The organism is Micromonospora humidisoli (assembly GCF_016900955.1).
In the GTDB taxonomy this organism is placed as follows: domain Bacteria; phylum Actinomycetota; class Actinomycetes; order Mycobacteriales; family Micromonosporaceae; genus Micromonospora; species Micromonospora wenchangensis.
On the sequence record NZ_JAFEUO010000001.1, the window covers coordinates 1,010,580 to 1,037,095 of the forward strand.

A 26,516-nucleotide genomic window follows, 5' to 3' on the forward strand; every position below is an offset into this window, starting at 1 on the left:
TGGGTGCCGCCGGTGGAGCCACGGAGGCGGCATGCGGTTCGAGACGGCGACCGAGATCGACGCGGACATCGACACGGTCTGGGCGGTGCAGACCGACATCGAACGCTGGCCGGAGTGGACCCCGTCGGTCCGGACCGCCCGCCGGGGTGAGGCCGGGCCGCTGGCGCTCGGGTCCACCGCCCGGCTGGAGCAGCCCCGGCTGCGCCCGACGTCCTGGCGGGTCACCGAGATCGACCCACCCCGCGGCTTCGTCTGGGAGTCCGCCAGTCCCGGCGTCCGCAGCCGGGGCGAGCACCTGATCGTCGCGCTGCCCGACGGCCGGGTCCGGGTGGAGTTGGCCCTGGAACTCACCGGCCCGCTCGCCGGGCCGGTGGGCTGGTTCGGTGGCCGGCTGGTGCGCCGCTACCTGCGGTGGGAGGCCGACGGCCTGCGGCGGCGCTGCGAAGCCGGCTGAGTCCCGACCGGGTCCCGGCGGGGATGGCACCGTGCGACCCGTCGGCGTCCCTGCGCACCACCGCGCGGGACGGCACCGGCCGGTCGCCACCCGCCGCGCCCGCACCTGCGGTCGGGTCGCCGGTCGGCGGTGCCGGCCCTAGGCTGACAGCGACCCTGGGAGGTGCGGTGTCCGAGTTGACGTACCCCGAGGTGGGGGCGACCCGGGGCGGGTCGTTGCCGGCGGGCTACCACCACCTGCGGCACCGGTTCGCGCTGGCGGCCGGCAGCTTCCCGGTCGCCGCCGAGGCGGTGCTGAGCTGGCGGCTGCACCGGGCGGCCGGGGTGCGGATGCGCACCGACGCGGCGCGGGCCGCGCCCGGCGTCCGGGTCACCCCGGGACTCGGGGTGGGCCCGCTGCGGGTGTGGGGGCCGTGCGAGGTGGTCTGGGTGGTCGACGACGAGCGGGAAGCCGGCTTCGGCTACGGCACCCTGCCCGGCCATCCGGAACGCGGGGAAGAGGCGTTCCTGGTCCGCCGCGACGCCGACGACGCGGTCAGCTTCGAGGTCACCGCGTTCAGCCGGCCGGACCGCTGGTTCATGGCCGCCGCCGGGCCCGCCGGTCGCGCCGTCCAGCACGGGTACGCCCGCTGGCTCGCCCACACCCTGCGCCGGCTCGTCCGCTGACCGGCCGCACCGGCCGCCGGACTCGGAACCAACGCGATGAGGCCGAAACAGCGGTGTCAGCCCGCTCCGATACCGCACGCCGGCCGGTCCTGCTACGACCAGGGTCGGTTGATCGAGGCGTGTGCTACCTCGGCGATCTGACGAACCGTGCCATCCGGCTGGTCAGAAGCGGGCGAAGGAGCGGACCGGCATCCGGGGGCCGTACCGGGGCGCCTGGATGCCGGCGGCGGCCAGCAGCAGGCAGACCCGCCCCCGGTGGCCCCGGAACGGGGCGAGCAGGTCGAGCATCCGGGCATCGTCACCACGCGCCTCACCGGCCAACGCCCAGGCCACCGTGTTCGGCACGTGGTAGTCGCCGACGCTCACCGCGTCCGGATCGCCGTAGGTGACCCGGACCACCTCGGCGGCGGTCCACGGGCCGATGCCGGGGATCGCGGTGAGCCGCCGGGTCGCCTCGGCGCTGTCGACGCAGCGGTCCAGCCGGTCGGCCAGGGCGGCGGCCCGGCGCAGCGTCTCGGCCCGGCGTTGCTCCACGCCGAACGGGTGGAACACCCAGTACGGGGCCGCCGCCACCCGCGCCGCGTCGGGCGGCAGCAGCAGCGGCTGGAAGGGTCCGGGCGCGGGCTCGGCGAAGTGCCGTACGGTCGCCGCGTACGCCCGGTACGCCTCCGTGCCGGTGACCTTCTGTTCGAAGACGGCGCGTAGTACCCGGGGGAAGACCTGGCCGGTGGCGGGCATCCGCAGCCCCCGGTGCCGGACGGCCAACTCGGCCACCAGCGGGTGGGCGGCGGCCAGTTCGGCGAACCCGGTCAGGTCGTCGCGTAGGCCGGCGACGGCGTCGGCCCGGTCGACCACCCAGTCGGCGCCCGGCCCGTGGCCCTCGGCCAGCAGGTCGCCCGCCTCGGGACGCAGGGTCAGGGTGGCCGGGCCGGCGGGGGTGCGGGTGGCCCACCAGAGGGTGCCGGCGACGATCCGCGCGCACGGGTCGTACGGGCTGAAGGTCAGGGCCCGGACCGACGCGGTGAGCCGGTAGTCGGCCGGCGGTCGCAGCACCCGGCGTGCCGCCGGCTCGTCCCAGGTCACCCCGCCACTGTGCCATGGTCCCGGGGGACGGACCGGCCGGCCCCGTACCGCCGGGGCGGGTGACCGGGGCGGAAACGGACGACACCGCCGACGCCCTGCGCGTCGGCGGTGTCTCCATCCCGGAGCGGACCGGCCGCCCGAGCGGCCGTGGGTGCGGGGTTGGGGGGACCTTTCGGTGGCGCGCGCCCGCTGGCGTGTGGCGCGTCCACCGCCCATGTCCGTTCCGGGGGCAGGTGGGGGAGGGTGGCGGTACCGCGACGCCGGCCCGACCAGGGGCCGGCGTCGCGGCCCGGACCGTGCGACGCTGCCGGTACGTCGACGGTCCTGATCCGCGACGGTGGCCGGTCGCGCCCTCCCCGGCTGCGACCGGCCACCGGGTTCCGGCTGGCGCAGGATCAGTAGGTGTAGTCCCCGCCGCTGCTGCTGGAGTCGCCCGAGTCGCTGGCCGCCGGCGGGGCGACCGCCTTCGGGGTGCCGGTCGGCAGGCAGGTCAGGTTCTTCTTGCCCTCCGGGTCGACCACGAACCAGGTGCCACCGACGCCCTGGCCCTTCCACTGGCCCGCCTTCTTGTCACCGATGTAGCGGTAGACCGGCCAGCCGCCGATGGTGATCTGCCGGGTGCCGTCCTGGCGGGTGACGGTGCCGACCTTGTCGTCGGAGACGCCCTGCAACTGCGGGTTGCCGTCGGTCAGCGCCGGCGGCCAGACCTGCGCGCACTTGTCGACGCAGTTCGACGACGGCGGGTCGTCGGAGTCCTTGTCGAAGCGGTAGAGGATGAAGCCCTCCTGGTCCACCACGACCCGGCCCATCCGGGCGATCTTCTTGCCGACGAGTTCGTCGGTCAGCTGGACGTTGGCCGGCGGCGGCGCCTGGTCGGCGGCGGGGGCGCCGGAGGCACCGGGAGAGGCCGAGGTGTCCGGCTCGACCGACGCGGTGGGTTCGGCCGCGGCGACGGCGACCGGCTCGGCGACGCTGGAGTTCGCCCCGTCGTAGCCTGCGGGCGCGCAGGCCGTAAGTGCGACCACCGCGCTCGCGACGATGACGGTCGTCCGCTTGATCTTTGCCACGTGCCCTCCTCATTCTTGGCGGTTCACCGAGTAGTACGGAGCGCCCACTGTCAAGGTTGAACGATCCACAGTGGGGCATTTCACATCGATGCCGTTGAACCGTTCCGGCCGGCCGTACGTGTGCGCGAGCAGTGGCACCCTGCGCCCGGAAAGCCGAAACGGCGTCGGCCCGCAGCGGGCCGACGCCGTCTCCGACGGAGGGTCTCTCAGGGCACGACGGTGACCAGCGGGCTCGCCACGCCGTTGGCGTCCACCGACTGCACCTGCAACTTCGCGATCTCACCGCGCGGCGCCGAGGTGGACGCCTCCAACTGGAGAGCCTGCGGGTTGGCCGTGGTGCCGTAGCCCGTCCCCGGCACCGCCCAGGTGGAGATCACCTCGGTCGTGTCGTTCTTGCGGACCACCACCAGCCGGCAGGTGCGCGGGCCGGGCAACCGGGTCAGGTTGAACCCGATCCAGGTGCCGTACTCCTTGCTGTCCAGCCACATCGTGGTCTTCACCCCGGTGCTGCCGTCGGTGGCGTCGAACTGGTCACCCTCGATCTCGGTGCCACCCACCGCCGGCCCCGACCGGGTCGGCTGCGGGCTCACCGGACCGTCCACCGGCGCGGACCGGCTCGGCTCGGCGACCACCGCGTCGCCACCGCCGACCGTACCGCCGAAGGTGGCGACCCCGATGCCGCTGAGCGCACCGACCGCCACCACCGCGGCGGCCATCGACAGCACCTGCCGGAACCGCGCCTTGCGCCGGTGGGTACGGACCGCGACCAGGGTACGGTCCAGCAGCCGCGGATCCGTCGCGGTCTGCTCCATCGCCATCATCGTCTCGCCGTCGATGTCGGAGAGCAGCCCCACCACCGGGACCATCGTCTCCAACTCGGCGGCGCACGCCCAGCAGGTGGCGAGGTGTTCCTCGAACCGTTCGGTGTCCTGCACGTCCAGGACGCCGAGCGCGTACGCGGCGACGTCCATGTGGTCTGCCCGGCTCATTCCGTCACCCCCCTCTCCTGTAGGGCCGTGCGCAGCGCGCGCAGCGCGTAGTAGACCCGCGACTTGGCGGTGCCCAGCGGCAGACCCAACTCCTCGGCCGCCTCCGGCACCGTCCGCCCACGGAAGTACGTCGCCACCAGGATCTCCCGGTGCGACTGACTGAGCGTACGCAGCGCGTCCGCCACCGTCATGGTGCGCAGCACCCGGTCGGTGCTGTCCGCCTCGGCGAACGCCGTCAGATCCCGGTCGTACGTCTCGGGTGGGCGGGCCTGCTCGCTGCGGTGCTCGTCGATGGCGATCCGCCGGGCCACCGTGACCAGCCAGGGCCGCAGCGAACCCTGCCCCTGCACACCCAGCCGGTGCGCGTTGCGCCAGGCCCGCAGCAGCGTCTCCTGCACGATGTCCTCGGCGCGTTGCCGGTCACCACCGGTCAACCGCATCACGAACATCAGCAGCGGGCCGGCGTGCTCGGCGTAGAGCAACCGGACCAGCTGGTCGGAGTGGCTCGCCTCGGGCGTCGTCGCCGGGGCCTGGTGCCGCCCGGGCGTCGATCGCGGGGTCACCGGGCCATTCTGGCGATCGGTGGGACCGGCGTCGACCCCCCGGCTGGACCTCGACGCACGCGACTGCGGTTGGGCCCGGGCGAACATCCACCCTGGCCTGGCCAGTTCACCGTGCAAGCCGGCCGCGACCGCACTCATCCAGACCTCCTGCTGTCCACCGACATCAGCGGGCCCACGGGGAGGGCGCCGACCGTTGATACGGACCGCTCTTCCCAGCGGATCAACGGCGGACCGAAAAAATTCCGGGCGGCGGCGGCAACGAGTCGGTGGCGTCCGCGTCGGTGACCACCGCGGCACCGGCGACGAACCGGTCCAGCTCGACGCCGGCCAGCACCCGCCCCGGGAACCAGTCGCCGGCCGCGCGTCGGGTCAGCTCCGGCACCGGCGGCTCGACCCGCCCGGCCACCAGCACCAGGTTGCCGTGCCGCCGCCCGCGCAGCACCGCCGCGTCGCCGACCAGGGCGGCCCGGGGCAGCACCTGACGGACCGTGGCCACCTGGGCACGGGTGTGCCGCAGCGGCGGGCCGTCCGCCAGGTTGGCCAGGTACCAGCCGGTCGGCGCGAGCACCCGGGCCACCTGCGCGGCGTACTCGGCGCTGGTCAGGTGGGCCGGGGTCCGCGCACCGGCGAAGACGTCGGCGACCACCACGTCGTACGACGCGTCACGGCTGGACTCCAGGGTGGCGCGGGCGTCGGCGACACGGACCTTCAGCCTCGGGTCGGCCGGCCAGGGCAGCTCCCGCCGGACCAGCTCCACCAGCGCGCCGTCCACCTCGGCCACCCGCTGCGTCGACCCGGGCCGGGTGGCCTGGACGTACCGGGGCAGGGTCAGCGCGCCACCGCCCAGGTGCAGCACCCGCAGCGGGGCACCCGGCGGGGCGATCAGGTCCAGCGCCGCGCCGAGCCGCCTGACGTACTCGAACTCCAGGTGGGTCGGGTCGGCCAGGTCCACATGCGACTGCGGCGCGTCGTCGAGCAGCAGCGTCCACGAGCGCGGCCGGTCCTGGTCCGGCACCAGCTCCGCCCGGCCGGTGGCCACGTCCACCACGATCCGGTCGTCACCCCGACGGCGGCCCATCAGCGGGTTGCGCCGCTGCGACTGGCCATCAGCGGGTCCCGCCGCTGCGGCTGGCCATGGTCAGTGCCCGGTGCAGCAGCCGCGCGTCGCCCAGCATCCCGCGCAGCCGCCGCTCCAATCCGGCGATCGGCACCAGGTTCTGCGGCGCGCGCGGGTCCTTGTACGGCGAGGACGCGAACCGGGGCAGGGTGACCAGCGACAGGTCGGCCAGCGTGATCGCGTCCTGCGGTTCGAGGTCCGGCGAGCACTCCAACCGGACGATCCCGGCCCAGGGCGCACCCACCGCCACCGGCAACCGCAGGTACCACGACCAGCCGCCCCAGGCGGTGCCGAGCCGGAACACCGGGGACCGCTGGCCGGAGCCCAGCCCGGTGACCACGGTGGTGAGCCGGGCGTCGAGATACTGGCTGTGCTGCGTCTTGATGTAGCCCAGGGTGCGCGGCAACTGCCGGCGCGCCCGCAGTGGGCCGTCCACCACCAGCAGGTCCCCGTCGGTGCGGGCCGCATCGGACACGGCCACCTCCAGGGCGGTCAGCGGGGCCTGCACCGCCGCCGGCAGCTTGCTCAGCTCCCCGGTGCCGCCGACCCGGTGCACCGGGTAACGCACCTGTCCGCAGGTCACCTCCTGCGCCGACGGGCTGGCCGTGAACAGCCCCCGCCCCACCCGCGCCCCGGCCAGCTCCGCCGCGCCGCGCTCCAGGTCGCACCGGACCACCCCGGCCGCGTACGAGGCCGCGATCCCCGGGTACGACGCACCGTCCTCCTCGGCCGTCCACACGCTGGCGTCGATCCGGCGTACCCCGTCGACGAGCAGCACCACGTCCGGGGCGGTCACCCCGGGACGGGGGTCGATCGCCCGCCAGTCCACCGCCGGCAGTTCCACGTCGGTGTCGACCTGGGTGCTGCTCGGCGCGACCGGCCCACCCGGGGTCGCCTCGAACGACGCCCCGTAGGACGGGTCCCAGGCGTCCACGAACAGCTGCGGTCCGGTCACGTCGCGCTCACCGGTCGGACTCTTCGTTCGCGGCTGCGGGGCTCCGCTGCGCTGCACTCCTCGCGCTCACCGGCCGGTCCGTTCGACGTGGGCCGTGCGGGCGTCCTTGCGGACCTCGAAGCGCACCGGAATGCGCTCGGCCAGCGCCGGCACGTGGGTGACCACGCCGACCATCCGGTCGCCCCGGGCGGCCAGGCTCTCCAGGGTGGCGGCGACGATGTCCAGGGTGGCCGCGTCGAGGGTGCCGAACCCCTCGTCCAACACGATCGACTCCAGGCTGGCCGCCGTGGTGGACATCCCGGCGAGCTGCTCGGACAGCGCCAGCGCCAGGGCCAGCGACGCCTGGAACGTCTCCCCGCCGGACAGCGTCCGCACCCCCCGGCGCAGCCCCGCGTCGTGGTGGTCGACCACGAAGAACTCACCCTTGTCGTGGACCAGGTCGTACTGCCCCTGGGACAGCTCCCGCAGGATCCGGGAGGCCCCGTCGACCAGCAGGTCCAGTGCCTCGGCCAGCAGCCACCGTTCGAAGTTGTTGGCCCGCAGGTGCCCGGCCAGCGCCCGCGCCGTACGCGCCTGCCGCTCGTGCTCGGCGCGCTGTTCCCGCAGCTCGACGGCCTGCGCCCGGCGTTCGGTGATCCGCCGCAGGTCGGCCTCGGCCCGCTCGGTGGCCACCGCGACCGCCTGCGCGGGGTCGTCGGCGGGGGGCAGCCCGGCGGCGTCGAGGAGACCACCGAGGCGTTCCTCGACCTGCTCGGCGGCCGACTGCGCCCCGGTCGCCGCCTCGACCAGCCCGTCCCGGTCGGCCCGTCGCTGCCGGGCCTGTGCGCCGGCCCACTGGACCAGGGCCGTCCAGGCGGCGGCCACGTCGTCCCGGTCGGTGGCCGGCGGACCGAACCGGGCCAGCCCGTCGCGGGTGGTGTCGAAGTCCCGCCAGGCGGCCCGCAGCCGGTCCTCGGCCGTGTCGGCCGCGCCCCGGGCCCGGCGGGCGGCGTCCCGGCCGGCGCGTACCGCCACCGCCGCCTCGTCCAACGCCTGCCGCAGCCGGGCGTGCTCGGCCAGCTGGTCGCGCAGCGCCGCCGGGGTGGCCGCCCCGGCGAGCTGTCCGGCCAGCTCGGTCAGCCGGCCGCGCAACTGGTCGTGCTGGGCCCGCAGCCGCACCAGCGTCCGCTCCTGCTCCCGGGCCGCCGCGTCCCGCTCGTCGACCAGGGCCAGCGCGGCCTTGCTGGCCGCCCGCGCCGCCTTGCCGGCGGCGGTCGCCGCCGCCACCGCCGAACCGGCCGGCACCGCCGGCACCCGGGGCACCGGCTGCTCGCAGACCGGGCAGGGTGCGCCGTCGACCAGGTGCGCCCGCAACGCGACCGCCTGGTCGACGGTCTTGGCCTCCTCGTGGGCCTTGAACGCCGCCTCCAGTTCGGCCTCGGCCCGTGCCGCCGCCTCCCGGGCCGCGCCGAGCGCCGTCACCGCCGCGTCGTGCGTGGCCTGCGCCGCGTCGAGGGCCGCCCGGACCGTGTCCGCCTCGCCGGTCAGCCGTTCCGCGTCGGCGTGTGCCCGCAGCAGCAGCCGCAGCGCGCTCTCGTCGCCCGCGCCGGCCAGCTCGCCGCGCAGCTTCTCCTCCCGCTCCTCGGCCAGCGCCACGGTGCGGGCCGTCGCGTCGACCGCCTCCCGCGCCGTGCTCACCGCGTGGGCCACCTCGGCCACCCCGGCCGGGGCGCGCACCCCGGCCAGCCCGGCCAGGTCGGCGTCGAGCGCGGCCAGCGCCGCCGTGGCCTCGCGCGCCGCCGACCGGGCCCGCTCCCGCTCCGGTACGGCCGCCGCGACCGCCGCCGCCAGCTCCCGCACCCGGTCGACCCGGTCGGCGGCGGCGGCCAACGCCTCGTCGTCGACGTCGGTCAACCCGGCGAGCATCCGGGCGACCGCCTCCAGCTTCGCCTCGGCCTGCCCGGCACGTTCGGTGGCCCGCTTCTGCACGTTCTCGTAGACGCCGAGGCCGAGCAGGTTGACCAGGATCTGCTGCCGGGTGGCCGGCTTGGCGTGCAGGAAGTCGGCGAACTGCCCCTGCGGCAGCACCACGCAGGAGGTGAACTGCTCGTACGGCAGCCCGACCGCGTCCAGCACCGCCTGTTCCATCTCGGCCGGGGTGCCGGCCAGCACCTCGCCCAGGTCCTCCGGGCTGAGCCCGGTGTCGAGCTTGGTCACGTCGAACCCGGGCGGCATCAGTTGCAGCCCGGCGTTGGCGGTCTTGACCGCGCCCCGGCCGTCCCGGCGCACCACCCGGGTCGCCACGTACCGGTCGCCTGCCGACTCGAAGACCAGCCGGACCCGGGCCTCCACCGCCGAGGGGGCGAGCGCGTTGGCCAGCCCCCGCGCACCGCCCCACCGGGGCACCGCGCCGTAGAGGACGAAGCAGATCGCGTCCAGCACCGTCGACTTGCCCGAGCCGGTCGGCCCGACCAGGGCGAAGAAGTCGGCGTCGGTGAAGTCGACGGTCGTCTCGTCGCGGAAGACGGTGAAGCCGGCCAGGTCCAGCCGCATCGGTCGCATCAGCGCTCCACCTCCTCCAGCAGCTCGTCGAAGAGGCCCCGGACCCCGTCGTCCTCGTGCCCCCGGCTGCCCAGGTAGTCGGCGAACAGTTCCCGGGGCGAGCGGCCGGCCCGCTGGGCGACCCGGGTGCCGCTGCCCGGCGTCGGCAGCAGCTCCGGGTCGATCCGGATCTCCAACGCGCGGGGGAACAGCTCCTGCACCTCCTCCCGCAGCCCGGCCCGGGGCTGTTCCCGGACGAACACCCGCAGCCAGCCCTCCGGCGGCTCCGCCGCGGCGAGTTGGGCCAGGGTGCCGCGGACCGTGCGCAGCGGCACCGCCGCCGACACCGGCACCTCCCGGATCCGGGCGGCCGAGGTCGCGCCGACCTCGACCAGCGTCACCGAGCAGATGTTCTCCTGCTCGCCGAAGTCGACGGCGATCGGGCTGCCGCTGTAGCGGATCGGGCACGGCCCGATCACCCGCTGCGAGCGGTGCAGGTGTCCCAGGGCCACGTAGTGCGCGGTGCCGGGGAAGACCGAGGCCGGCACCGCGTACCCGAGGACGGTGTGCGCGTCGCGCTCGCCGCCGCCGGTGCTCGCCCCGACCACGGTGAGGTGGGCGGTGACCAGGTGCACCCGGTCCGGCTCGGTGAACCCCTCGGTGAGTTTCGCCAGCACCCGGCCGAGGTGGTCGGCGTAGGTCTGGGTGGCCTCGGCGGCGGTCAACTCGTACATCTCCACCGCGCGGACGGCGTACCGCTGGGACAGGAAGGGCAGCGCGGCGAGCTGCCACCGCTCACCGTCGGCGGTGACGCCGTCGATGACGTGCTCGGCCGGATTCTCCCGGACCCCGCCGCGCAGGGTGATGCCGGCCGCCTCGGCCCAGGGGCGCAGCGCGTCGAGGGCGTTGCCGTTGTCGTGGTTGCCGCCGATCGCCACCACGTCGGCCCCGGTCCGCCGTAGCGCGGTCAACGCCCGGGTGACCAGCCGGGTCGCCTCCGGGCTGGGCGCGGCCGTGTCGTACAGGTCGCCGGCGACGATGACCAGGTCGGGGCGTTCGGCGTGGGCGATCTCGATCACCCCGGCGAGCACCTGCTTGTGCTCCTCGGCCCGGGACTGTCCCTTGAGCACCTTGCCGACGTGCCAGTCGGAGGTGTGCAGGATCTTCATGGCTGCCAGCTCCCTAGAACGGGATGTCGTCGTCGACGCCGCCCGAGCCGACCACGGCGAACGGGTCGACCGAGCCGGTGATCGAGCGCAGCGTCTCCGACGGGGCCCGGCCGGCCTCGGAGACCCGGGTGGCCCAGGCCGGGAAGGGGAACTCCAGGCACAGCGGGACCGGGATGTCGGGCTGGTTGACGAACATGGTGCCCGGCTTGGCCAGCAGGGCGCGTTGCCGCTGGGCCGGCGGGAGGAAGCCGTACTCCGGGCGGGACGCCTCGGCCGGGTCGAGCCGGCCCACCACCCGGATCGCCGAGTTGGTGACGATCCGCCGTTCGACCTCGCTCGCCGTCTGCTGCGCGCCGACCAGGATCACCCCGAGCGACCGGCCCCGCTCGGCGATGTCGAGCAGCACCTCCTTGATCGGGGAGGAGCCCTCGCGGGGGGCGTACTTGTTCAGCTCGTCGAGGACGACGAAGAGCAGCGGCTTGGCGGTGCCGGCCTTCTCCTTGCGTTCGAACTCGCCGCGTAGCGTCACACCGACCACGAAGCGCTGCGCGCGGTCCGGCAGGTTGTGCAGGTCGACGACGGTGACCTGGGCGCTCTCGGCGGTGTTGATGGAGTGTGGGCGGCGGGTGGCCAGGTCGCCGCGGATCAGCCGGCCGAGGTCCTTCTTGCTGCCGATCAGCCGGCGGGCGAAGGCGTTGACCGTGCCCAGGCCGACCGCGCTGCCCGCCCAGTCGCCCCGGGTCTCGTCGTCGTTGAGCTGCTCGACGACGTGGTCGACCAGGTCGGCGTAGGAGCCGAGGCGCACCCCGTCGACGCTGACCCCACCGTCGGCGGGCTGGGCGTAGCGGGCCAGGTGGGCGGTGACCGAGTGGACCACCATCGTGTACTGCTGACGTTCGTCGTCGGCGTCGGCGAAGACGTACGGCAGGAGGCGGTCGGCGCAGAACTCGCTCAGCGTCCAGTAGAACGCGTCGACGCCGGTGAGCCGGCTGCTCACGTCGGGGGTGCCGGCGGCGTCGCCGACCCGGGGCGGGGCGTACACCCGCACGTCGGGGAAGGCGCCGGCGGCCAGCCCCAGCCTGGCGTACGCGGCCCGGGTGGTGTCGTCGAGCCGGGCGTTGGGGTGGTCGAGGAAGAGCAGGTCCTCGCCCTTGACGTTGAAGATCAGCGCCTTGGCGTTGACCGCGTCGCCGCCGAGCACCCCGGAGCGGAACACCGAGTAGAGCAGGAAGGTGGCGAAGCTGGTCTTGGTGGCCACCCCGGAGATGCCGGAGATCGACACGTGCGCGCCCCGGCTGCCGTCGAGGAAGTCGGCGTTGAGATAGACGGGGACGCCGTCGCGGCCCATCCCCATCGGGATGCGCCGTTCCATCCGGTCGAAGTGCAACGCGCGGGCGCGGGCGTCACCCTCGGCCCGGTGCACGGTGGCTCCGGGCGCGGGCGGCACGTACAGCTCGGGGTCGACCCGGGTGGTGGTGATCTCGGCGGCCTCCTGCACCTGGGCCGGGAGGGTGCCGTCGGCGATGGCGAAGACGTCCGACTCGAACTGGGCGCCCTCGTGCCGGGCGCGGACCTGGGTGACCACCCCGGCGATAATGACCGGCTCCCGGTCGGGCAGCTCGCGCCGGGTGACCACGACGTCGTCGAGCTGGAGGTAGCTGCCGGGGGAGACGGCCGTCCAGAACTGCAACGGGGTGGCGTCGGCGGTGCCGAGCACCCGGCCGACGGGCTCGCCGGGGCTGTCGATCCGGCCGTCGGTCCGGTCGTCGGTCATCCGCGGGCTCCGGTCAGCTGGTCGTCTCGGTCAGGGCGCACGCCCTGCATCCTGCCCGAGGAGTGCGACAGGTTGCCACGCGACGCGGCGGACGCCACCGGCGGGCCGCCGTCGACGCCCGGCCGACCGCCGTCGCCGACGCCGGTTCGGTGACCGCAAGGGACGGCGCGCTCACCGTCGGTCGACTTTTTTCCGCGTGGCGGCGGTGTTTGCGCAGGTGGTGGGCCCGGCGGAAATCCGGGGAAAAAAACCCTCACGAAGGGCGTGACAGAAACCGGCCGGTTGGGCTGAGAATAGCCACAGTCGACATCGAGGATCTTCTTCCTCAGGTGCCGGCCGTCACGTCCGTAACCTGCGGATACGTGACCGGCCCGCGGTCCACCACCGTCGGGTCATCGTCAGTCGGCACCCCCCCCGACTGTCCCTGTGGAGGCAGAACCCCCATGCGCCGAACCCCTCTGCTGAGCGGCCTCGCCACGGCCGCTCTCCTGGCCACCGCCGTCACGGTGCCCACCGCGGCCACCGCCGCGCCCGCCGCCGACCCGTTCACCCGCGCGGTCGCCCAGCTCAAGGCCCACTCCGGTGCCGGCCTCGCCGCCGACGGCCAGACGTTCACCCCGCGCAACGTGGTGACCGACGCCGACGGCACCGAGCATGTCCGGCTCAACCGCTACTCCGACGGTCTGCCCGTCCTCGGCGGCGAGGTGGTCGTCCACCTCGGCAAGGGCGACTCCTGGCGCGGTGCCACCCACAGCCTGGCCAGCGCCCCGCAGCGTTCCCCGAAGGCCAAGGTCAGCGAGGCCGCCGCCGGCAAGATCGCCTTCGCCGCGTCCACCGCCACCGGCCGCTCGGTCGCCGGCGCGCAGCTGGTCTTCGACGCCGGTGCGACCGCGACCGCCCTCGCCTACGAGGTGGTGGTGGCCGGCACCCACGCCGACGGCACCCCGAGCGAGCTGCACGTGCTGGTGGACGCCACCACCGGCGCGGTCCGCGACTCGTGGGAGGGCGTGCAGCGGGAGGGCACCGGCAACACCTTCCACTCCGGCACGGTCTCGGTCGGCAGCACCCAGTCCGGCAGCACCTACCAGCTCGCCGACGCGGCCCGGGGCGACCACCGCACCTACGACCTCAACGGCCGGACCATCGGCAAGGGCACCCTGGTCGCCAGCACCAACAACGTGTTCGGCGACGGCACCCTGAACAACCGGCAGACCGCCGCCGCCGACGCCGCCTTCGGCGCGCAGAAGACCTGGGACTACTACAAGAGCGCGCACGGCCGCAACGGCATCCGCAACGACGGTGTCGGCGCGTACAGCCGGGTGCACTACAGCAGCAACTACGCCAACGCCTTCTGGCAGGACACCTGCTTCTGCATGACCTACGGCGACGGCGGCTCCGGCTGGTACCCGCTGACCTCGCTCGACGTGGCCGGGCACGAGATGACCCACGGCGTCACCAGCAACACCGCCGGGCTGCGCTACAGCGGTGAGTCGGGCGGCCTCAACGAGGCCACCAGCGACATCTTCGGCACCCTGGTCGAGTTCTACGCGGCCAGCGCCAAGGACCCGGGCGACTACCTGATCGGCGAGAAGCTGCGCAGCACCGGCACCCCGCTGCGCTACATGGACAAGCCCTCCAAGGACGGCAACTCGGCGGACTGCTGGAGCAGCTCGGTCGGCGGCCTGGACGTGCACTACTCCTCGGGCGTGGCGAACCACTTCTTCTACCTGCTCGCGGTGGGTAGCGGCACCTCGTCGTACGGCACCAGCACCACCTGCAACGGCACCACGGTCGCCGGCATCGGCAACACCAAGGCCGGGGCGATCTGGTACCGGGCGCTGACCCGCTACATGACCTCCACCACCAACTACAAGGGCGCCCGGACGGCGACCCTGTCGGCCGCGACCGACCTGTACGGCGCGACCAGCGCCGAGTACAAGGCGGTCGCCGCCGCCTGGTCGGGCGTGAGCGTCAGCTGACCCCCGGGGCCGGCGTCGACACGCCGACCCCGACGTCCTCGACACGGGGCGTGGGCACACCGACCGGGTGGCCCACGCCCCGTGCCGTGTCCGACGGGAGGGTGACGTCAGCCGGCGGGCGCGGCCCCGGCCGAGCCGACGCCCGGCGCGTCGCGGGCGTACCGCAGCAGGAGTACGCCGTCGGCGGCGGCCAGCGTGTGCCGCAGCGGCAGCGACCGGGGCGGGCTGCCCGGGCCGGCCGTGATCCGCCCCGGGCCGGCCCCGGCCAGCAGCGGGGCGACGGTGACGCAGAGTTCGTCGACGAGGTCGGCGGCGGTGAGCGCGCCGAACAGGTGCGGGCCGCCCTCGCAGAGCAGCTGGCCGAGCCCCCGCTCGCGCAGCGCGGCCAGGCCGGCGGCGAGGTCGACGTCGTCGCGGCCGACCCGGACCAGGTCGACGGCGTCGGTGAGGCCCGGGGGCGCGACGGCCGTCGCGGTGGTCAGCACGACCGGGCGCACCGGCGCGTCGGCGAACGCGGCCTGGGTCGGGTCCAGCCGCAGCGACCGGGAGACGACGGTCAGGGTCGGGTACTCGGCCAGGCCGTGCGCGCGCCGCCAGGCCCGGCGTTCCGCGCTCAGCCGCACCGCCCGGTAGCCCTCGTGCCGCATCGTGCCGGCGGCCACCAGCAGTCCGTCGCAGAGCATCCGGAGCAGGCCGAAGACCCGCTTGTCCGGCTCGCCGGAGAGGCCGGCGGAGTAGCCGTCCAGGGTGACCGCGCCGTCCGCGCTGGAGACGAAGTTGACCCGCAGCCGGGGGGTGTCGGCGCGGGCGTAGAGCGCGGTCAGCGCGGTGTCGTCCAGCGGGCCGTCGGCGGGCGTGGGCCAGATCCGCCAGATCGGGATTCCGACGCTCATTCGCCGGCCGGACCGGTGACCGGAGGGGTGGGTGCGGGGGTACGGTGCTGACAGTCGCACCACTTCCGGCCGGGGCAGTCGTCGTGCCGCCGCTGCCGGCACGCTCGGCAGATCATGCCGGCAGCCTATGCGGTGGGTGGAGGGGGCAACATGTCACGTCAGGTCTTCCAGCTGAAGGTGTCCCTCACCGGGGTCCGCCCGTCGGTCTGGCGACGGGTGCTGGTCCCCGGCGGTTACACCCTCGACCGGCTGCACCGGGTGGTGCAGCACGCGATGGGTTGGCGGGACTGCCACCTGCACGCGTTCGAGATCGACGGGGTGCAGTACGGCGAGCCGGACCCGGACGCGGAGCCTGCGGTGCGCGACGAGCTGGACGTCCGGCTGGACGCGGTGGTCGGCAAGGGCAGCCGGTTCGGCTACGTCTACGACTTCGGTGACTGGTGGGAGCACGAGCTGGTGGTGGAGGACGTCCTCGCGGCCGACCCGGACGAGCGTTACCCGAGCTGCCCGCAGGGGGCGCGGGCCTGCCCGCCGGAGGGGGTCGGCGGCCCGGCCGGGCAACTCCTGCTGCTGGCGGCGCTGGCCGATCCGCACCACCCGGAGCATGTCACGATGCGGGACTGGGTGGGCCCCGGGCACGACCCGGCGGCGTTCGACGCGGGGCGGGCGACCACCCTGCTGCGCCGGTTCTGCTGATCCGCGGTCCTGCCGGGTCATCACGTCAAGCGGGATAAACGCGATACCTGGTAACGATCTGGGAACGCTCCCAACGGTCTATTGACACCCCCGACACCTCCCGGCAATCTCATGGGAGCGTTCCCAAGGGCGTGGCGCGGATCACCCGCGACCATCCCAGACCGACCGGCGATCACCGCCGGACCGGCCGGGACGTGCGACAGCACCCCCCACCACACCCACCCAGCCTCACCATCGAAAAGGGGTCAGGATGAGCGTCACCACGCGGCGTACCCGGTTCGCGGTCGCCGCCCTGGCCGCAGTAACCGCCATCGGCGGTCTCGCGGCCTGCGGCAAGGACGACGAGCCGAAGGAGGCCGGCGGCAAGCCCAGCAAGCTGGTCGTCGACACCTTCGGTGAATTCGGATACGACGAGATCGTCAAGCAGTACGAGAAGGACACCGGCATCAAGGTCGAGCTGCGCAAGACCGCGCAGCTCAACGAGTACCGGCCGAAGGTGGTCCGGGCCCTGGCCACCGGCAAGGGCGCCGCGGACGTCACCGCGCTCGAAGAGGGCATCCTCAACGAGTTCAAGACCAACCCGGCCAACTGGGCCGACCTGACGCCGCTGATCGCCGACCACAGCAAGGAATACCTGCCGTGGAAGTGGGAGCTGGGCAAGGCGGCGGACGGGCGGCTCATCGGCCTGCCCACCGACGTCGGCAGCCTCGGCGTCTGCTACCGCAAGGACCTGTTCGCCGCTGCCGGTCTGCCGACCGAGCGCGACCAGGTGGCGGCGCTCTGGCCGGACTGGAACGCCTTCATCGAGACCGGCAAGAAGTACCGCGCGGCCACCAACAAGGGCCTGATCGACTCGGCCACCACCGCCGCCAGCGCGGTCATGGTGCAGCAGGGCGGTGACCTGTTCTACGACAAGGAGGACAACGTCATCGCCGACAAGAGCGCCGCGGTGAAGACCGCGTGGGACACCGCCGTCGCGATGTCCGACGCGAAGATCTCCGCCAAGAGCGCCACCTGGTCGCCCGAGTGGTCGGCCGGCTTCAAGCAGGGCACCTTCGCGGCCACCTTCTGCCCGTCGTGGATGCTCGGTATCGTCGCCGACAACTCCGGCCCGGAGAACAAGGGCAAGTGGGACCTGGCGCCGGTTCCCGGCGGCGCGGGCAACTGGGGCGGCTCCTGGCTGGCCGTGCCCTCCCAGAGCAAGTACCCCAAGGAGGCGGCCAAGCTCGCCGAGTACCTGACCAACGCGAAGAGCCAGGTCGAGGCGTTCAAGCTCAAGGGCCCGCTGCCGACCAACCTCGAGGCGCTGAAGAACCCGGAGTTCACCAGCTTCACCAACGAGTACTTCAGCGGCGCGCCGACCGGCAAGATCTTCGGTGAGAGCGTCGAGAAGATCCAGCCGCTGCACCTCGGCCCGAAGCACCAGGCGATCAAGGAGAACGCGTTCGAGCCGGCCCTGCGCTCGTACGAGAACGGGCAGTCCCCCAAGGACAAGGCCTGGGAGCAGTTCCTCAAGGACGCCAAGACCCAGGGCGCCTTCTGATCACTGCACCACCACCGGCGGTGGCGTCCGGGCATGTCCCGGGCGCCACCAATGGCGTCCCCCCGTTCCACGTACCGCCCGCCTCACCGGCCCCGCCGGAGCCGGGAAAGGACCCCGCATGAGCCTCTCGGCCACGACGGCGCCGCCGTCGCCCAGCGCCCCACCCCCCACACCTCCCCGGCGGCGCAGCCGGGCGATCACCCTGAACCGCCTCGACCTGAAGCTCTCGCCCTACCTCTACATCGCGCCGTTCTTCGTGATCTTCGGCATCTTCGGGTTCTACCCGATGCTGCGTACCGCGTGGATGTCGCTGCACGACTGGGACCTCATCGGCGACCACAGCTTCATCGGGTTCGACAACTACACCCGGCTGTTCACCGACGAGTACTTCTGGAACGCCACGATCAACACGTTCGGCATCTTCATCCTGTCGACGATCCCCCAGTTGCTCCTGGCGCTGTTCCTGGCCACCATGCTCAACCGCACCTTCCTGCGGGCCCGGACGCTGTTCCGGATGGCCATCTTCATGCCCAACGTGGTCTCCGTCGCCGCGGTGGCGATCGTCTTCGGGATGCTCTTCCAGCGCGACTTCGGTCTGATCAACTGGGTGCTCAGCCTGGTCGGCGTCGACGCGGTCGACTGGGACGCCCAGAAGTGGAGCTCCTGGACGGCCATCGCCTCCATGGTCAACTGGCGGTGGACCGGCTACAACACGCTGATCCTGCTGGCCGGCATGCAGGCCATCCCGAAGGACCTCTACGAGGCCGCCGCGATCGACGGCGCGAACCAGTGGAAGCAGTTCTGGCGGATCACCCTGCCGATGCTGACCCCCACCTTCGTCTTCGTGGTCACCCTGTCCACCATCGGTGGGCTCCAGCTCTTCACCGAGCCGCTGGTCTTCGGCAACGGCAACATCATCGGTGGCGACCAGCGCGAGTTCCAGACCCTGGCGATGTACATGTACGAGCTCGGTATCGAGAACCTCAGCTCCGCCGGCTACGGCGCAGCGGTGGCCTGGGCCATGTTCGTCATGATCGCCCTGGTCTCGCTGGTGAACTTCCTGCTCGTCCGCCGTTCGGTGAAGTGAGGACCGCGCCGTGAACAAGGCATCCCAGCGCCTCTGGCGCACCAGTCCGCTGCTCTACATCGCGCTCGTCGTCGCGGTGCTCTTCTCGGTCTACCCGTTCTACTACATGGTGGTCATCGCCACCCGTAGCCTCGACCAGATCAACGACGTACCGCCGCCGTTCACCCCGGCCGGCGAGTTCGGCGCGAACTTCGGCCGGGTGCTCGACAACGACGCGGCGAACTTCCTGACCGGTCTGCTCAACTCGGTGATCGTCTCCGCGGTGGTGACCGTCTCGGTGGTGATCACCGGCTCGCTGGCCGGCTTCGCCTTCGCCAAGCTGCGGTTCCGGGGCCGCAACGCCCTGCTGCTGACGATCATCGTGACCATGATGATCCCGACCCAGCTCGGCCTGATCCCGCTCTGGGGCATGATCCAGGACCTCGGCTGGTACGACACCCTCTACGCGGTGACCGTGCCCTTCCTGGTCAGCGCGTTCGGCGTGTTCATGATGCGGCAGTACGCCATCCAGGCCATCTCCGACGAGCTGATCGAGGCGGGCCGGGTCGACGGCGCCAGCACCTTCCGGATCTTCTGGAACATCGTGCTGCCGGCGCTGCGCCCCGCCGCGGCCGTGCTCGGCCTGCTCACCTTCATGGAGACCTGGAACTCCTACCTCTGGCCGTACGCCGTGCTCACCCCCGAGAACCCGACCCTGCAGGTGTCGCTGGCGTTCCTGTCGTACGCCTACTACACCGACTACTCGCAGGTGTTCGCCGCGACCGCCATCGGCACCGTGCCGCTGGTGATCGTGTTCATCGTGTTCGGCCGCCAGATCATCGGCGGCATCATGGAAGGCGCCGTCAAGTCGTGAGCAACCCGACCCACCCGCCCGCTGTCGGCGTACTCGACCAGGGGCCGGAACTGACCTTCCCGCCCGGCTTCCTGTGGGGCGCGGCGACCGCCGCGTACCAGATCGAGGGGGCCGCCGCCGAGGGCGGCCGGACCCCGTCGATCTGGGACACGTTCAGTCACACCGAGGGGCGGGTGGTCTCCGGGCACACCGGGGACGTGGCCTGCGACCACTACCACCGGATGTCCGACGACGTCCGGTTGATGGCGGAGCTGGGCCTCAAGTCGTACCGGTTCTCGGTCTCCTGGCCGCGGGTGCAGCCCGGCGGCACCGGCGGTGCCAACCAGGAGGGCCTGGACTTCTACCGGCGGCTGGTCGACGAGCTGCTGGCCAACGGCATCGAGCCGTGGCTCACCCTCTACCACTGGGACCTGCCCCAGCCGCTGGAGGACGCGGGCGGCTGGCCGGTCCGGGACACCGCCGGTCGGTTCGCCGACTACGCGTCCCTGGTCGCGGACGCCGTCGGCGACCGGGTGAAGTACTGGACCACGCTCAACGAGCCGTGGTGCTCGGCGTTCCTCGGCTACGGCTCCGGGGCGCACGCCCCCGGGCGCTCCGACGGGGCGGACTCGGTCCGGGCCGGGCACCACCTCATGCTCGGTCACGGGCTCGCCGTGCAGGCCCTGCGGGCGAAGCTGCCGCAGGCCCAGCTCGGGGTCACGGTCAACCTCTACCCGGTGACCCCGGCCACCGACGCCCCGGACGACGTCGACGCCGCCCGCCGGATCGACGGGTTGGCCAACCGCTTCTTCCTCGACCCGCTGCTGCGCGGGTCGTACCCGGCGGACCTGACCGCCGACCTGGCCGAGGTGACCGATTTCGGACACGTCCGCGACGGCGATCTGGAGATCATCTCCACTCCGCTGGACCTGGTCGGGATCAACTACTACAGCCGGCACGTGGTGGCCGCGCCGGTCGCCGGCGAGGAGCCGGAGAAGTACTGGCGGGCGCCGTCCTGCTGGCCGGGCAGCGAGGACGTGCGGTTCGTCACCCGGGGCGTCCCGGTCACCGACATGGACTGGGAGATCGACGCCCCGGGCCTGGTGGAGACGCTGCGGCGGGTCCACGAGGAGTACACCGACCTGCCGCTCTACGTCACCGAGAACGGCTCGGCGTTCGTCGACACCGTCCAGGACGGTCGGGTCGACGACGTCGACCGGTTGGCCTACTTCGACGCCCACCTGCGGGCCTCACACGAGGCGATCGCGGCCGGGGTGCCCCTGCGGGGCTACTTCGCGTGGTCGCTGATGGATAATTTCGAGTGGGCCTGGGGTTACACCAAGCGCTTCGGGATGATCTGGATCGACTACGACACCCAGGCCCGTATCCCCAAGTCCAGCGCCAGGTGGTACGCCGAGGTGATCCGACGCAACGGTCTGGCCGCACAATAGGCAGAGGCCAGCCAGCATTCCGGACGGCCCCGCCGCGCCGCCCGCCCCCGGGGGCGGACGGCGGGGACCGTCCGACGTCGGAGGAGAGACGATGACAACGCAACGCACCCGGTCACTCGGGCGCCCGACCCTCGACGCGGTCGCCGCCCGCGCGGGTGTCGGGCGGGGCACGGTCTCCCGGGTGGTCAACGGCTCACCCCAGGTCAGCCCGGAGGCCCGGGCCGCCGTCCAACAGGCCATCGCCGAGCTGGGGTACGTCCCGAACCGGGCGGCACGGGCACTGGTCACCCAGCGGACCGACTCGGTGGCCCTGGTGGTCTCCGAGTCGGGGGAGCGGGTCTTCACCGAGCCGTTCTTCGCCGGCATCGTCCGGGGCGTGAGCTCCGGCCTGCTGGAGACGCCGCTGCAACTCTGGCTCGCCATGGTGCAGTCCCCGATCGAACGGGAACGGGTCGAGAACCACCTGACCAACCAGCACGTCGACGGGGTCCTGCTGCTGTCGCTGCACGACTCCGACCCGCTGCCCACCCTGCTGGAGGAGCGCGACCTGCCCACCGTGCTCGGCGGCCGGCCGGCCCGGATGCTGCGCCCCGGGGCGCGGCCGTCCTGGTTCGTCGACGTCGACAACGTCGGTGGCGCCCGCAACGCGGTGCAGCACCTGGCCCGGCAGGGCCGCCGCCGGATCGCCACCATCGCCGGCCCGCAGGACATGGGCGCCGGCCTGGCCCGCCTGGTCGGCTACCGGGAGGCGGTGGAGTCGACGGTCGGGATGCTCGACCCCCGCATGATCGCCTACGGGGACTTCAGCGAGGGCAGCGGCGCGGCGTGCATGCGTCGGCTGCTGGACGCCTGCCCCGAACTGGACGCGGTCTTCGTCGCCTCCGACCTGATGGCGTTCGGCGCGCTGCGGACGCTGCGCGAGGCGGGCCGGCGGGTGCCCGAGGACGTGGCGATCATCGGGTTCGACGACTCACCCGTCGCCCAGCAGGCCGACCCGCCGCTGACCACGGTCTTCCAGCCGGTGGAGGAGATGGGCCGGCAGATGGCCCGGCTGCTGGTGGCCCGGATCCGGGGTGACGAGATCCCCACCCCGCACATCCTGCTGGACACCGAACTCATCCAGCGTGCCTCCACCTGAAACGCTTCGACAGCTCCGACCTCCACCTCCGGCCCGCCGCCGGGTGGCCTGACGCGCCGGTGGCCCCGGCTCAGGACCAACGGCCCAGGCTCAGGACCAGCGGCGCAGTTCCCGTTTGGCCAGCGACGCGCGGTGCACCTCGTCGGGGCCGTCGGCGAGCCGCAGGGTGCGGGCCTGGGCCCAGAGCCCGGCGAGCGGGGTGTCCTGACTGACCCCGGCACCGCCGTACCCCTGGATCGCCTTGTCGATCACCCACTCGGCCATCGCCGGCGTGGCGATCTTGATGGCCTGGATCTCGGTGTGCGCGCCCCTGTTGCCGACGGTGTCCATCAGCCAGGCGGTCTTGAGCACCAGCAGCCGGGCCTGCTCGATCCGTACCCGGGATTCGGCGATCCACTCCCGGACCACGCCCTGCTCGGCGAGCGGCCGGCCGAACGCGATCCGCTGGTTGGCCCGGCGGCAGAGCAGCTCCAGGGCCCGCTCGGCCATCCCGACCAGCCGCATGCAGTGGTGGATGCGGCCGGGCCCGAGCCGGGCCTGGGCGATGGCGAACCCGGTCCCTTCGGCACCGACCAGGTTCTCCGCCGGCACCCGGACGTCGACGAAGTCGATCTCGGCGTGCCCGCCGTGCGGGGCGTCGGTGTAGCCGAAGACCGTCATGCCCCGGCGGACGTGCACCCCGGGGGTGTCCCGGGGCACCAGCACCATGCTCTGCTGGCGGTGCCGGTCGGCGTCCGGGTCGGTCTTGCCCATCACGATGAACAGCTCGCACCGGGGGTCCATCGCCCCGGACGACCACCACTTGCGCCCGTTGATCACGTAGTGGTCGCCGTCGCGGACGATCCGGGTGGCGATGTTGGTGGCGTCGGAGGAGGCCACCTCGGGCTCGGTCATGCAGAACGCCGAGCGGATCTCGCCGGCCAACAGCGGGGTGAGCCACCTGTCGCGTTGCGCCCCGGTGCCGAACTCGGCGAGCAGCTCCATGTTGCCGGTGTCCGGGGCGGCGCAGTTGACCGCCTCGGGGGCCAGGTGTGGGCTGCGCCCGGTCAGCTCGGCGAGCGGGGCGTACTGGAGGTTGGTCAGCCCGGTGCCGTAGCGCGGATCGGGCAGGAAGAGGTTCCACAGGCCGCGCCGTCGCGCCTCGACCTTCAGCTCGTCGAGCACCGGGGACCGCGACCACGGGTCACCCGCCGCCGTGACCTGCGCCGCGTGCACCGCCTCGGCCGGCAGGACGCACTCGTCGAGGAACGCGCCGAGCCGCTCCCGCAGCTCGACGGTACGGGCGTCGTAGTCGAAGTCCATCAGTTCCCCCTGACCGCGCGCAGACCGTGCTCCACCAGGGGCGTCACCATCTCGCCGATCCGGTCGAACCCACCGCCGAGGGTCTGCCCCAGGGTGTGCCGGTAGTGGATGCCCTCGCAGATCACCGCGAGCTTGAAACAGCCGAGGGCCAGGTGCCAGTGCAGCGGCCCCACGTCGACGCCGCTGCGCTCGGCGTACCTGGCGATCAGCTCGCCGCCGGTGGGGAAGCCGGCGCGTGGGCCGAGCCCGTCGGCGACCGGGTTGCCCTCGGCGAGGTCGCTGTCGCCGAGCACGTCCCAGTACGTCAGCAGCAGCCCGAGGTCGGCCAGCGGGTCACCGAGGGTGGCCATCTCCCAGTCCAGCACCGCCCGCACCGACACCGGGTCGACCGTGGTGAGCAGGTTGTCCAGCCGGTAGTCGCCGTGCACGATCCGGCCGGCGTTCACCCCCTCGGGCACCGAGGCGGCCAGCGCGTCGCGCAGCTCGTCCACCCCGGGCAGCTCCCGGCTGCGGGACCGGTCGAGCTGGCCGGCCCAGCGTCGTACCTGCCGGCCGAGGTAGCCCTGCGGTCGGCCGAAGTCGGCCAGCCCGACCGCGGCCGGGTCGACGGTGTGCAGCGCGGCGAGGGTGTCCATCATCGCCCAGGCCAGGTCACGGCGTTGCCCGTCGGTGAGCGGGTCGGTCTGGGCCCGGGTGCGCAGCACCTCGCCCGGCACCCGCTGCATCAGGTAGAAGGGGGCCCCGATCACCGCCGGGTCGGTGCAGAGCAGCACCACCCCGGGCACCGGCACGGCGGTCGGCGCGAGCGCGGCGATCACCTGGTGCTCGCGGGCCATGTCGTGCGCGGTGGCCAGCACGTGCCCCAGCGGTGGGCGGCGCAGCACCAGCTCGCGCCCGGCACCGTGCAGCAGGTAGGTCAGGTTGGACTTGCCGCCGGTGATCAGGCTGGCCCGCAGCGGCCCGCCGGCCAGCTCCGGGTGGTGCAGGGCCAGCCACCCGGCCAACCGGTCGAGATCCAGCCCGGGGGGCGGCCGGTCGCCGGGGGCTCCGCCGTCGTGGGACGCGTCGACGGCCGGCTCGGTCATCCGCATAGTTGATGGCAGGTCAGCCGGGTTGTCAAGGTCAGCGATTTTCCGCCCGGGACATGCCACGGCAACAGGGGCGAAATGGTCAACCGGCAGGCTGGGGACCAGCCTGCCGGCCGTGTGCGGTCGGCCCGCCGAGCGGAGGGACAGACATGTTGCTGAGAGTTCGGGTGACCCTGCCGGACCGACCCGGGACACTCGGCCAGGTGGCCCGCACGCTCGGCGTCTCCGGGGCGGACATCGTCCAGGTCGTGGTGCTGGAACGGCTCGGCGGCCGGGCGGTTGACGACTTCACCGTGGTCTGGCCCGGTGCCGCCCGGGTCGAGGGCCTACTCGCGGGCCTCGCCGCCATCCCGGGGGTACGCGTCGACGGGGTGTGGCGGGCGATCGGCGCGCCGACCACCACCGGTCAGGACGCCGAACTGCTCGCCCAGGTGGCGGCGAACCCCACCGACGGGGTGGCCACCCTGGTCGACGCGGTGCCCGGGCTGCTCGCGGCGGACTGGGCGGTGGCGGCCGTCGTGCCGGTGGACTGGGCCTCGCGGGCCGGTGCGGGGACGGCGACCGTCGGGCACGCCAGCTGGCGCGCGCCCGAGCCGCCCCGGCTGCCCGAGGTGACCCCGCTGCGGGCCCGCACCCTGACCATGGCCGACGGCACGCACTACGCGATCGCGCCGTTCGGCCGGGCCGGGCTGGTGCTGGTGGTCGCGCGGGACCACACCGAGCCGCTGACCGCCGCCGGGTTCCACGCCACCGAGGTGGACCGGCTCGCCCAGCTCGTCCGGGCCAGCGCGGTGATCCTCGGTGACCGGCTCGACCTGGTCGGCCCGAAGTCGGTGACCACCGTCACCTGACCTGGGCGGACGGTTGCCGGTGCGACACCACCGGGCAACGCCACGGCAACAGGCCGCGGGCAGGCTTCGTGGTGGGGAAAGGAGTGGACATGGCGCTGTGGCGGGTTCGCGCGACCGTGGACGACCGGCCGGGATACCTGTCGGTCCTCACCGCGAGTCTCGCGTTGCGGGGGGTCAACATCCTCACCGTGCAGGTGCACACCACCGAGGTCGGCGCGGTGGACGACTTCCTCGTCGACGCGCCGGACACCCTCGACGAGGCGGACCTGATCGCCGCCGTCGAACGCGGCCGGGGCCGGGACTGCTGGGTCGCCCGCAGCGAGGCGCGGGGCCTGGCCGACCAGCCGACCCGGGTGCTCGGGCTGGCCACCCGGCTGGTCGGTGACCCGGAACTGGCAGGCGAGGTGCTCCGGATCACGCTCGGCGCGGACGAGGTGACCTGGCGGCCGACGGCTGCCGCCGGGCACGACGCGGTGGGCACCACGACCATGCTGCTGACCGATCCGACCGGCGGCTCGTACGAACTGCGCCGGCAGGCGCCCAGCTTCACCCCGGCGGAGTACGCGCGGGCACAGGCGCTCGTCGAGTTGGCGGCGGCGGTGGCTCGGCGGGAGGCCGACCGGGTGGTCCTGGTGCTGCCCGACGGGGCGGAGCTGACCGTCCGGCCGGCGACCGCCGACGACCTGGCGGGCGTGGTCGATCTGCACGAGCGCTGTTCGGCGACCAGCCGGCAGCGGCGGTATCTCAGCGGGGCGGCGCTGCCCTCGCCGGCCCGGCTGCGCCGGTTGCTGGAACCGGCCCGGGGGCTGACCCTGGTGGCCACGACGACCGGCTCCGACGGGGCGGCGGAGTCGGTCGTCGCGCTGGCCAACCTGCTCGCCGAGGGCGACGAGGCGGAGGCGGCGCTGCTGGTGCGGGACGACTGGCAGCGGCGTGGGCTGGGCACCGCGCTGCTGCGCCGGTTGCTCGCGCACGCCGAGCGGGCCGGGTTCGCGGCGCTGGTCCTGCACACCCAGGCGGAGAACACGCCGATGGTGCGTACGGTCGCCCGGCTGGGCCGGTCCGCGCCGATCGAGCGGGACGGCAGCCTGCTCACCGTGACCGTCGCGTTGGCCGCCCCGGTGGGCGACGGCCCGGTCGCCGACGGGGCGGGTCGGCCCGGTGCTGCCGTGATCGGCCCCCGGCGGACGAGCGCGACCGGCGGGGTCTGCTGACGACCGATCACCGAGACGACCCGTGTGGCACCGGGCGGGGGCTTCCTTCCGGTGCGTGGCCGAACTCCGATGCGGAGGACGGTGTA

The 26,516-nt window shown here is 73.5% G+C and carries 23 protein-coding genes; 11 read left to right on the forward strand and 12 right to left on the reverse strand.

The annotated features are described in order from the left end of the window. Nucleotides 1–31 precede the first annotated feature (31 nt). Nucleotides 32–454, forward strand: a complete 423-nt coding sequence (locus JQN84_RS04455) for an SRPBCC family protein (protein ID WP_204957071.1) — start codon at nucleotides 32–34, stop codon at nucleotides 452–454. Nucleotides 455–621: 167 nt separating this feature from the next. After that, on the forward strand, nucleotides 622–1,119 hold the full coding sequence (locus tag JQN84_RS04460) for a DUF1990 domain-containing protein (RefSeq protein WP_307821004.1): 498 nt from the start codon (nucleotides 622–624) through the stop codon (nucleotides 1,117–1,119). A gap of 162 nt (nucleotides 1,120–1,281) precedes the next feature. Here JQN84_RS04460 and JQN84_RS04465 read toward each other — a convergent pair whose 3' ends face one another. The 9 genes from JQN84_RS04465 to JQN84_RS04505 form a co-directional block, all read right to left on the reverse strand. Next, entirely contained in the window at nucleotides 1,282–2,202 is a 921-nt protein-coding gene (locus JQN84_RS04465; RefSeq protein WP_204957072.1) for a DNA-3-methyladenine glycosylase family protein, read from the reverse strand. A 395-nt stretch (nucleotides 2,203–2,597) separates the two neighbouring features. Then, nucleotides 2,598–3,269: a COG4315 family predicted lipoprotein gene (locus JQN84_RS04470; RefSeq protein WP_204957074.1), complete on the reverse strand. Its 672-nt coding sequence runs from the start codon at nucleotides 3,267–3,269 to the stop codon at nucleotides 2,598–2,600. 206 nt (nucleotides 3,270–3,475) lie between these two features. Continuing rightward, nucleotides 3,476–4,258: an anti-sigma factor family protein gene (locus JQN84_RS04475; protein WP_204957077.1), complete on the reverse strand. Its 783-nt coding sequence runs from the start codon at nucleotides 4,256–4,258 to the stop codon at nucleotides 3,476–3,478. Beyond that, nucleotides 4,255–4,959 (reverse strand): sigma-70 family RNA polymerase sigma factor, encoded by a 705-nt coding sequence (locus tag JQN84_RS04480; protein WP_088645463.1) that lies wholly within the window; start codon nucleotides 4,957–4,959, stop codon nucleotides 4,255–4,257. Before JQN84_RS04480 ends, JQN84_RS04475 begins: the two co-directional genes overlap by 4 nt. 82 nt (nucleotides 4,960–5,041) lie before the next feature. Then, nucleotides 5,042–5,899, reverse strand: coding sequence for a spermidine synthase (locus JQN84_RS04485; protein ID WP_204957079.1), 858 nt, complete (start codon nucleotides 5,897–5,899; stop codon nucleotides 5,042–5,044). 28 nt (nucleotides 5,900–5,927) lie between these two features. Beyond that, the gene (locus JQN84_RS04490; protein WP_204957082.1) at nucleotides 5,928–6,893 is read right to left on the reverse strand and encodes a hypothetical protein; all 966 of its coding nucleotides are present in this window, start codon (nucleotides 6,891–6,893) and stop codon (nucleotides 5,928–5,930) included. Nucleotides 6,894–6,959: 66 nt separating this feature from the next. Then, nucleotides 6,960–9,434, reverse strand: a complete 2,475-nt coding sequence (locus tag JQN84_RS04495; RefSeq protein WP_204957083.1) for an AAA family ATPase — start codon at nucleotides 9,432–9,434, stop codon at nucleotides 6,960–6,962. Then, on the reverse strand, nucleotides 9,434–10,582 hold the full coding sequence (locus tag JQN84_RS04500) for an exonuclease SbcCD subunit D (RefSeq protein WP_204957084.1): 1,149 nt from the start codon (nucleotides 10,580–10,582) through the stop codon (nucleotides 9,434–9,436). The genes JQN84_RS04495 and JQN84_RS04500 overlap by 1 nt, the downstream gene beginning before the upstream one ends. Nucleotides 10,583–10,595: 13 nt before the next feature. Then, entirely contained in the window at nucleotides 10,596–12,356 is a 1,761-nt protein-coding gene (locus JQN84_RS04505) for an ATP-binding protein (protein WP_204957086.1), read from the reverse strand. Nucleotides 12,357–12,799: 443 nt separating this feature from the next. On the opposite strand from JQN84_RS04505, the gene JQN84_RS04510 reads away from it, so the two are divergent. Then, nucleotides 12,800–14,335, forward strand: coding sequence for a M4 family metallopeptidase (locus JQN84_RS04510; protein ID WP_204957088.1), 1,536 nt, complete (start codon nucleotides 12,800–12,802; stop codon nucleotides 14,333–14,335). 107 nt (nucleotides 14,336–14,442) lie between these two features. Here the strand turns inward: JQN84_RS04510 and JQN84_RS04515 are convergent, their stop codons facing one another. Continuing rightward, complete coding sequence (locus JQN84_RS04515) at nucleotides 14,443–15,228, reverse strand: pyrimidine reductase family protein (RefSeq protein WP_204957090.1); 786 nt, start codon at nucleotides 15,226–15,228, stop codon at nucleotides 14,443–14,445. A gap of 150 nt (nucleotides 15,229–15,378) precedes the next feature. Between JQN84_RS04515 and JQN84_RS04520 the strand changes: the two genes are divergently transcribed. From JQN84_RS04520 to JQN84_RS04545, 6 genes are all read left to right on the forward strand, one after another. Beyond that, entirely contained in the window at nucleotides 15,379–15,924 is a 546-nt protein-coding gene (locus JQN84_RS04520; protein WP_204957092.1) for a plasmid pRiA4b ORF-3 family protein, read from the forward strand. Between the two features lie 250 nt (nucleotides 15,925–16,174). Further along, complete coding sequence (locus JQN84_RS04525) at nucleotides 16,175–17,467, forward strand: ABC transporter substrate-binding protein (RefSeq protein WP_204957093.1); 1,293 nt, start codon at nucleotides 16,175–16,177, stop codon at nucleotides 17,465–17,467. Between the two features lie 118 nt (nucleotides 17,468–17,585). Continuing rightward, nucleotides 17,586–18,554, forward strand: a complete 969-nt coding sequence (locus JQN84_RS04530) for a carbohydrate ABC transporter permease (protein WP_204924032.1) — start codon at nucleotides 17,586–17,588, stop codon at nucleotides 18,552–18,554. 10 nt (nucleotides 18,555–18,564) lie between these two features. Beyond that, nucleotides 18,565–19,407 carry a carbohydrate ABC transporter permease gene (locus JQN84_RS04535; protein ID WP_204924033.1) on the forward strand — a complete coding sequence of 281 codons (843 nt, stop codon included), beginning with the start codon at nucleotides 18,565–18,567 and terminating at the stop codon, nucleotides 19,405–19,407. Further along, entirely contained in the window at nucleotides 19,404–20,837 is a 1,434-nt protein-coding gene (locus tag JQN84_RS04540) for a GH1 family beta-glucosidase (protein WP_204957094.1), read from the forward strand. The genes JQN84_RS04535 and JQN84_RS04540 overlap by 4 nt, the downstream gene beginning before the upstream one ends. Nucleotides 20,838–20,928: 91 nt before the next feature. Continuing rightward, complete coding sequence (locus JQN84_RS04545) at nucleotides 20,929–21,975, forward strand: LacI family DNA-binding transcriptional regulator (RefSeq protein WP_145918565.1); 1,047 nt, start codon at nucleotides 20,929–20,931, stop codon at nucleotides 21,973–21,975. A gap of 90 nt (nucleotides 21,976–22,065) precedes the next feature. On the opposite strand, the gene JQN84_RS04550 is transcribed toward JQN84_RS04545, so the two are convergent. Continuing rightward, nucleotides 22,066–23,277, reverse strand: coding sequence for an acyl-CoA dehydrogenase family protein (locus JQN84_RS04550; protein WP_204957096.1), 1,212 nt, complete (start codon nucleotides 23,275–23,277; stop codon nucleotides 22,066–22,068). Next, nucleotides 23,277–24,362, reverse strand: a complete 1,086-nt coding sequence (locus JQN84_RS04555) for a phosphotransferase family protein (protein WP_204957097.1) — start codon at nucleotides 24,360–24,362, stop codon at nucleotides 23,277–23,279. Before JQN84_RS04555 ends, JQN84_RS04550 begins: the two co-directional genes overlap by 1 nt. Before the next feature lie 152 nt (nucleotides 24,363–24,514). Between JQN84_RS04555 and JQN84_RS04560 the strand changes: the two genes are divergently transcribed. Beyond that, nucleotides 24,515–25,216, forward strand: coding sequence for an ACT domain-containing protein (locus JQN84_RS04560; protein WP_204957099.1), 702 nt, complete (start codon nucleotides 24,515–24,517; stop codon nucleotides 25,214–25,216). A gap of 89 nt (nucleotides 25,217–25,305) precedes the next feature. Beyond that, nucleotides 25,306–26,430 carry a GNAT family N-acetyltransferase gene (locus JQN84_RS04565; RefSeq protein ID WP_204957101.1) on the forward strand — a complete coding sequence of 375 codons (1,125 nt, stop codon included), beginning with the start codon at nucleotides 25,306–25,308 and terminating at the stop codon, nucleotides 26,428–26,430. The last annotated feature ends 86 nt before the right edge of the window (nucleotides 26,431–26,516 follow it).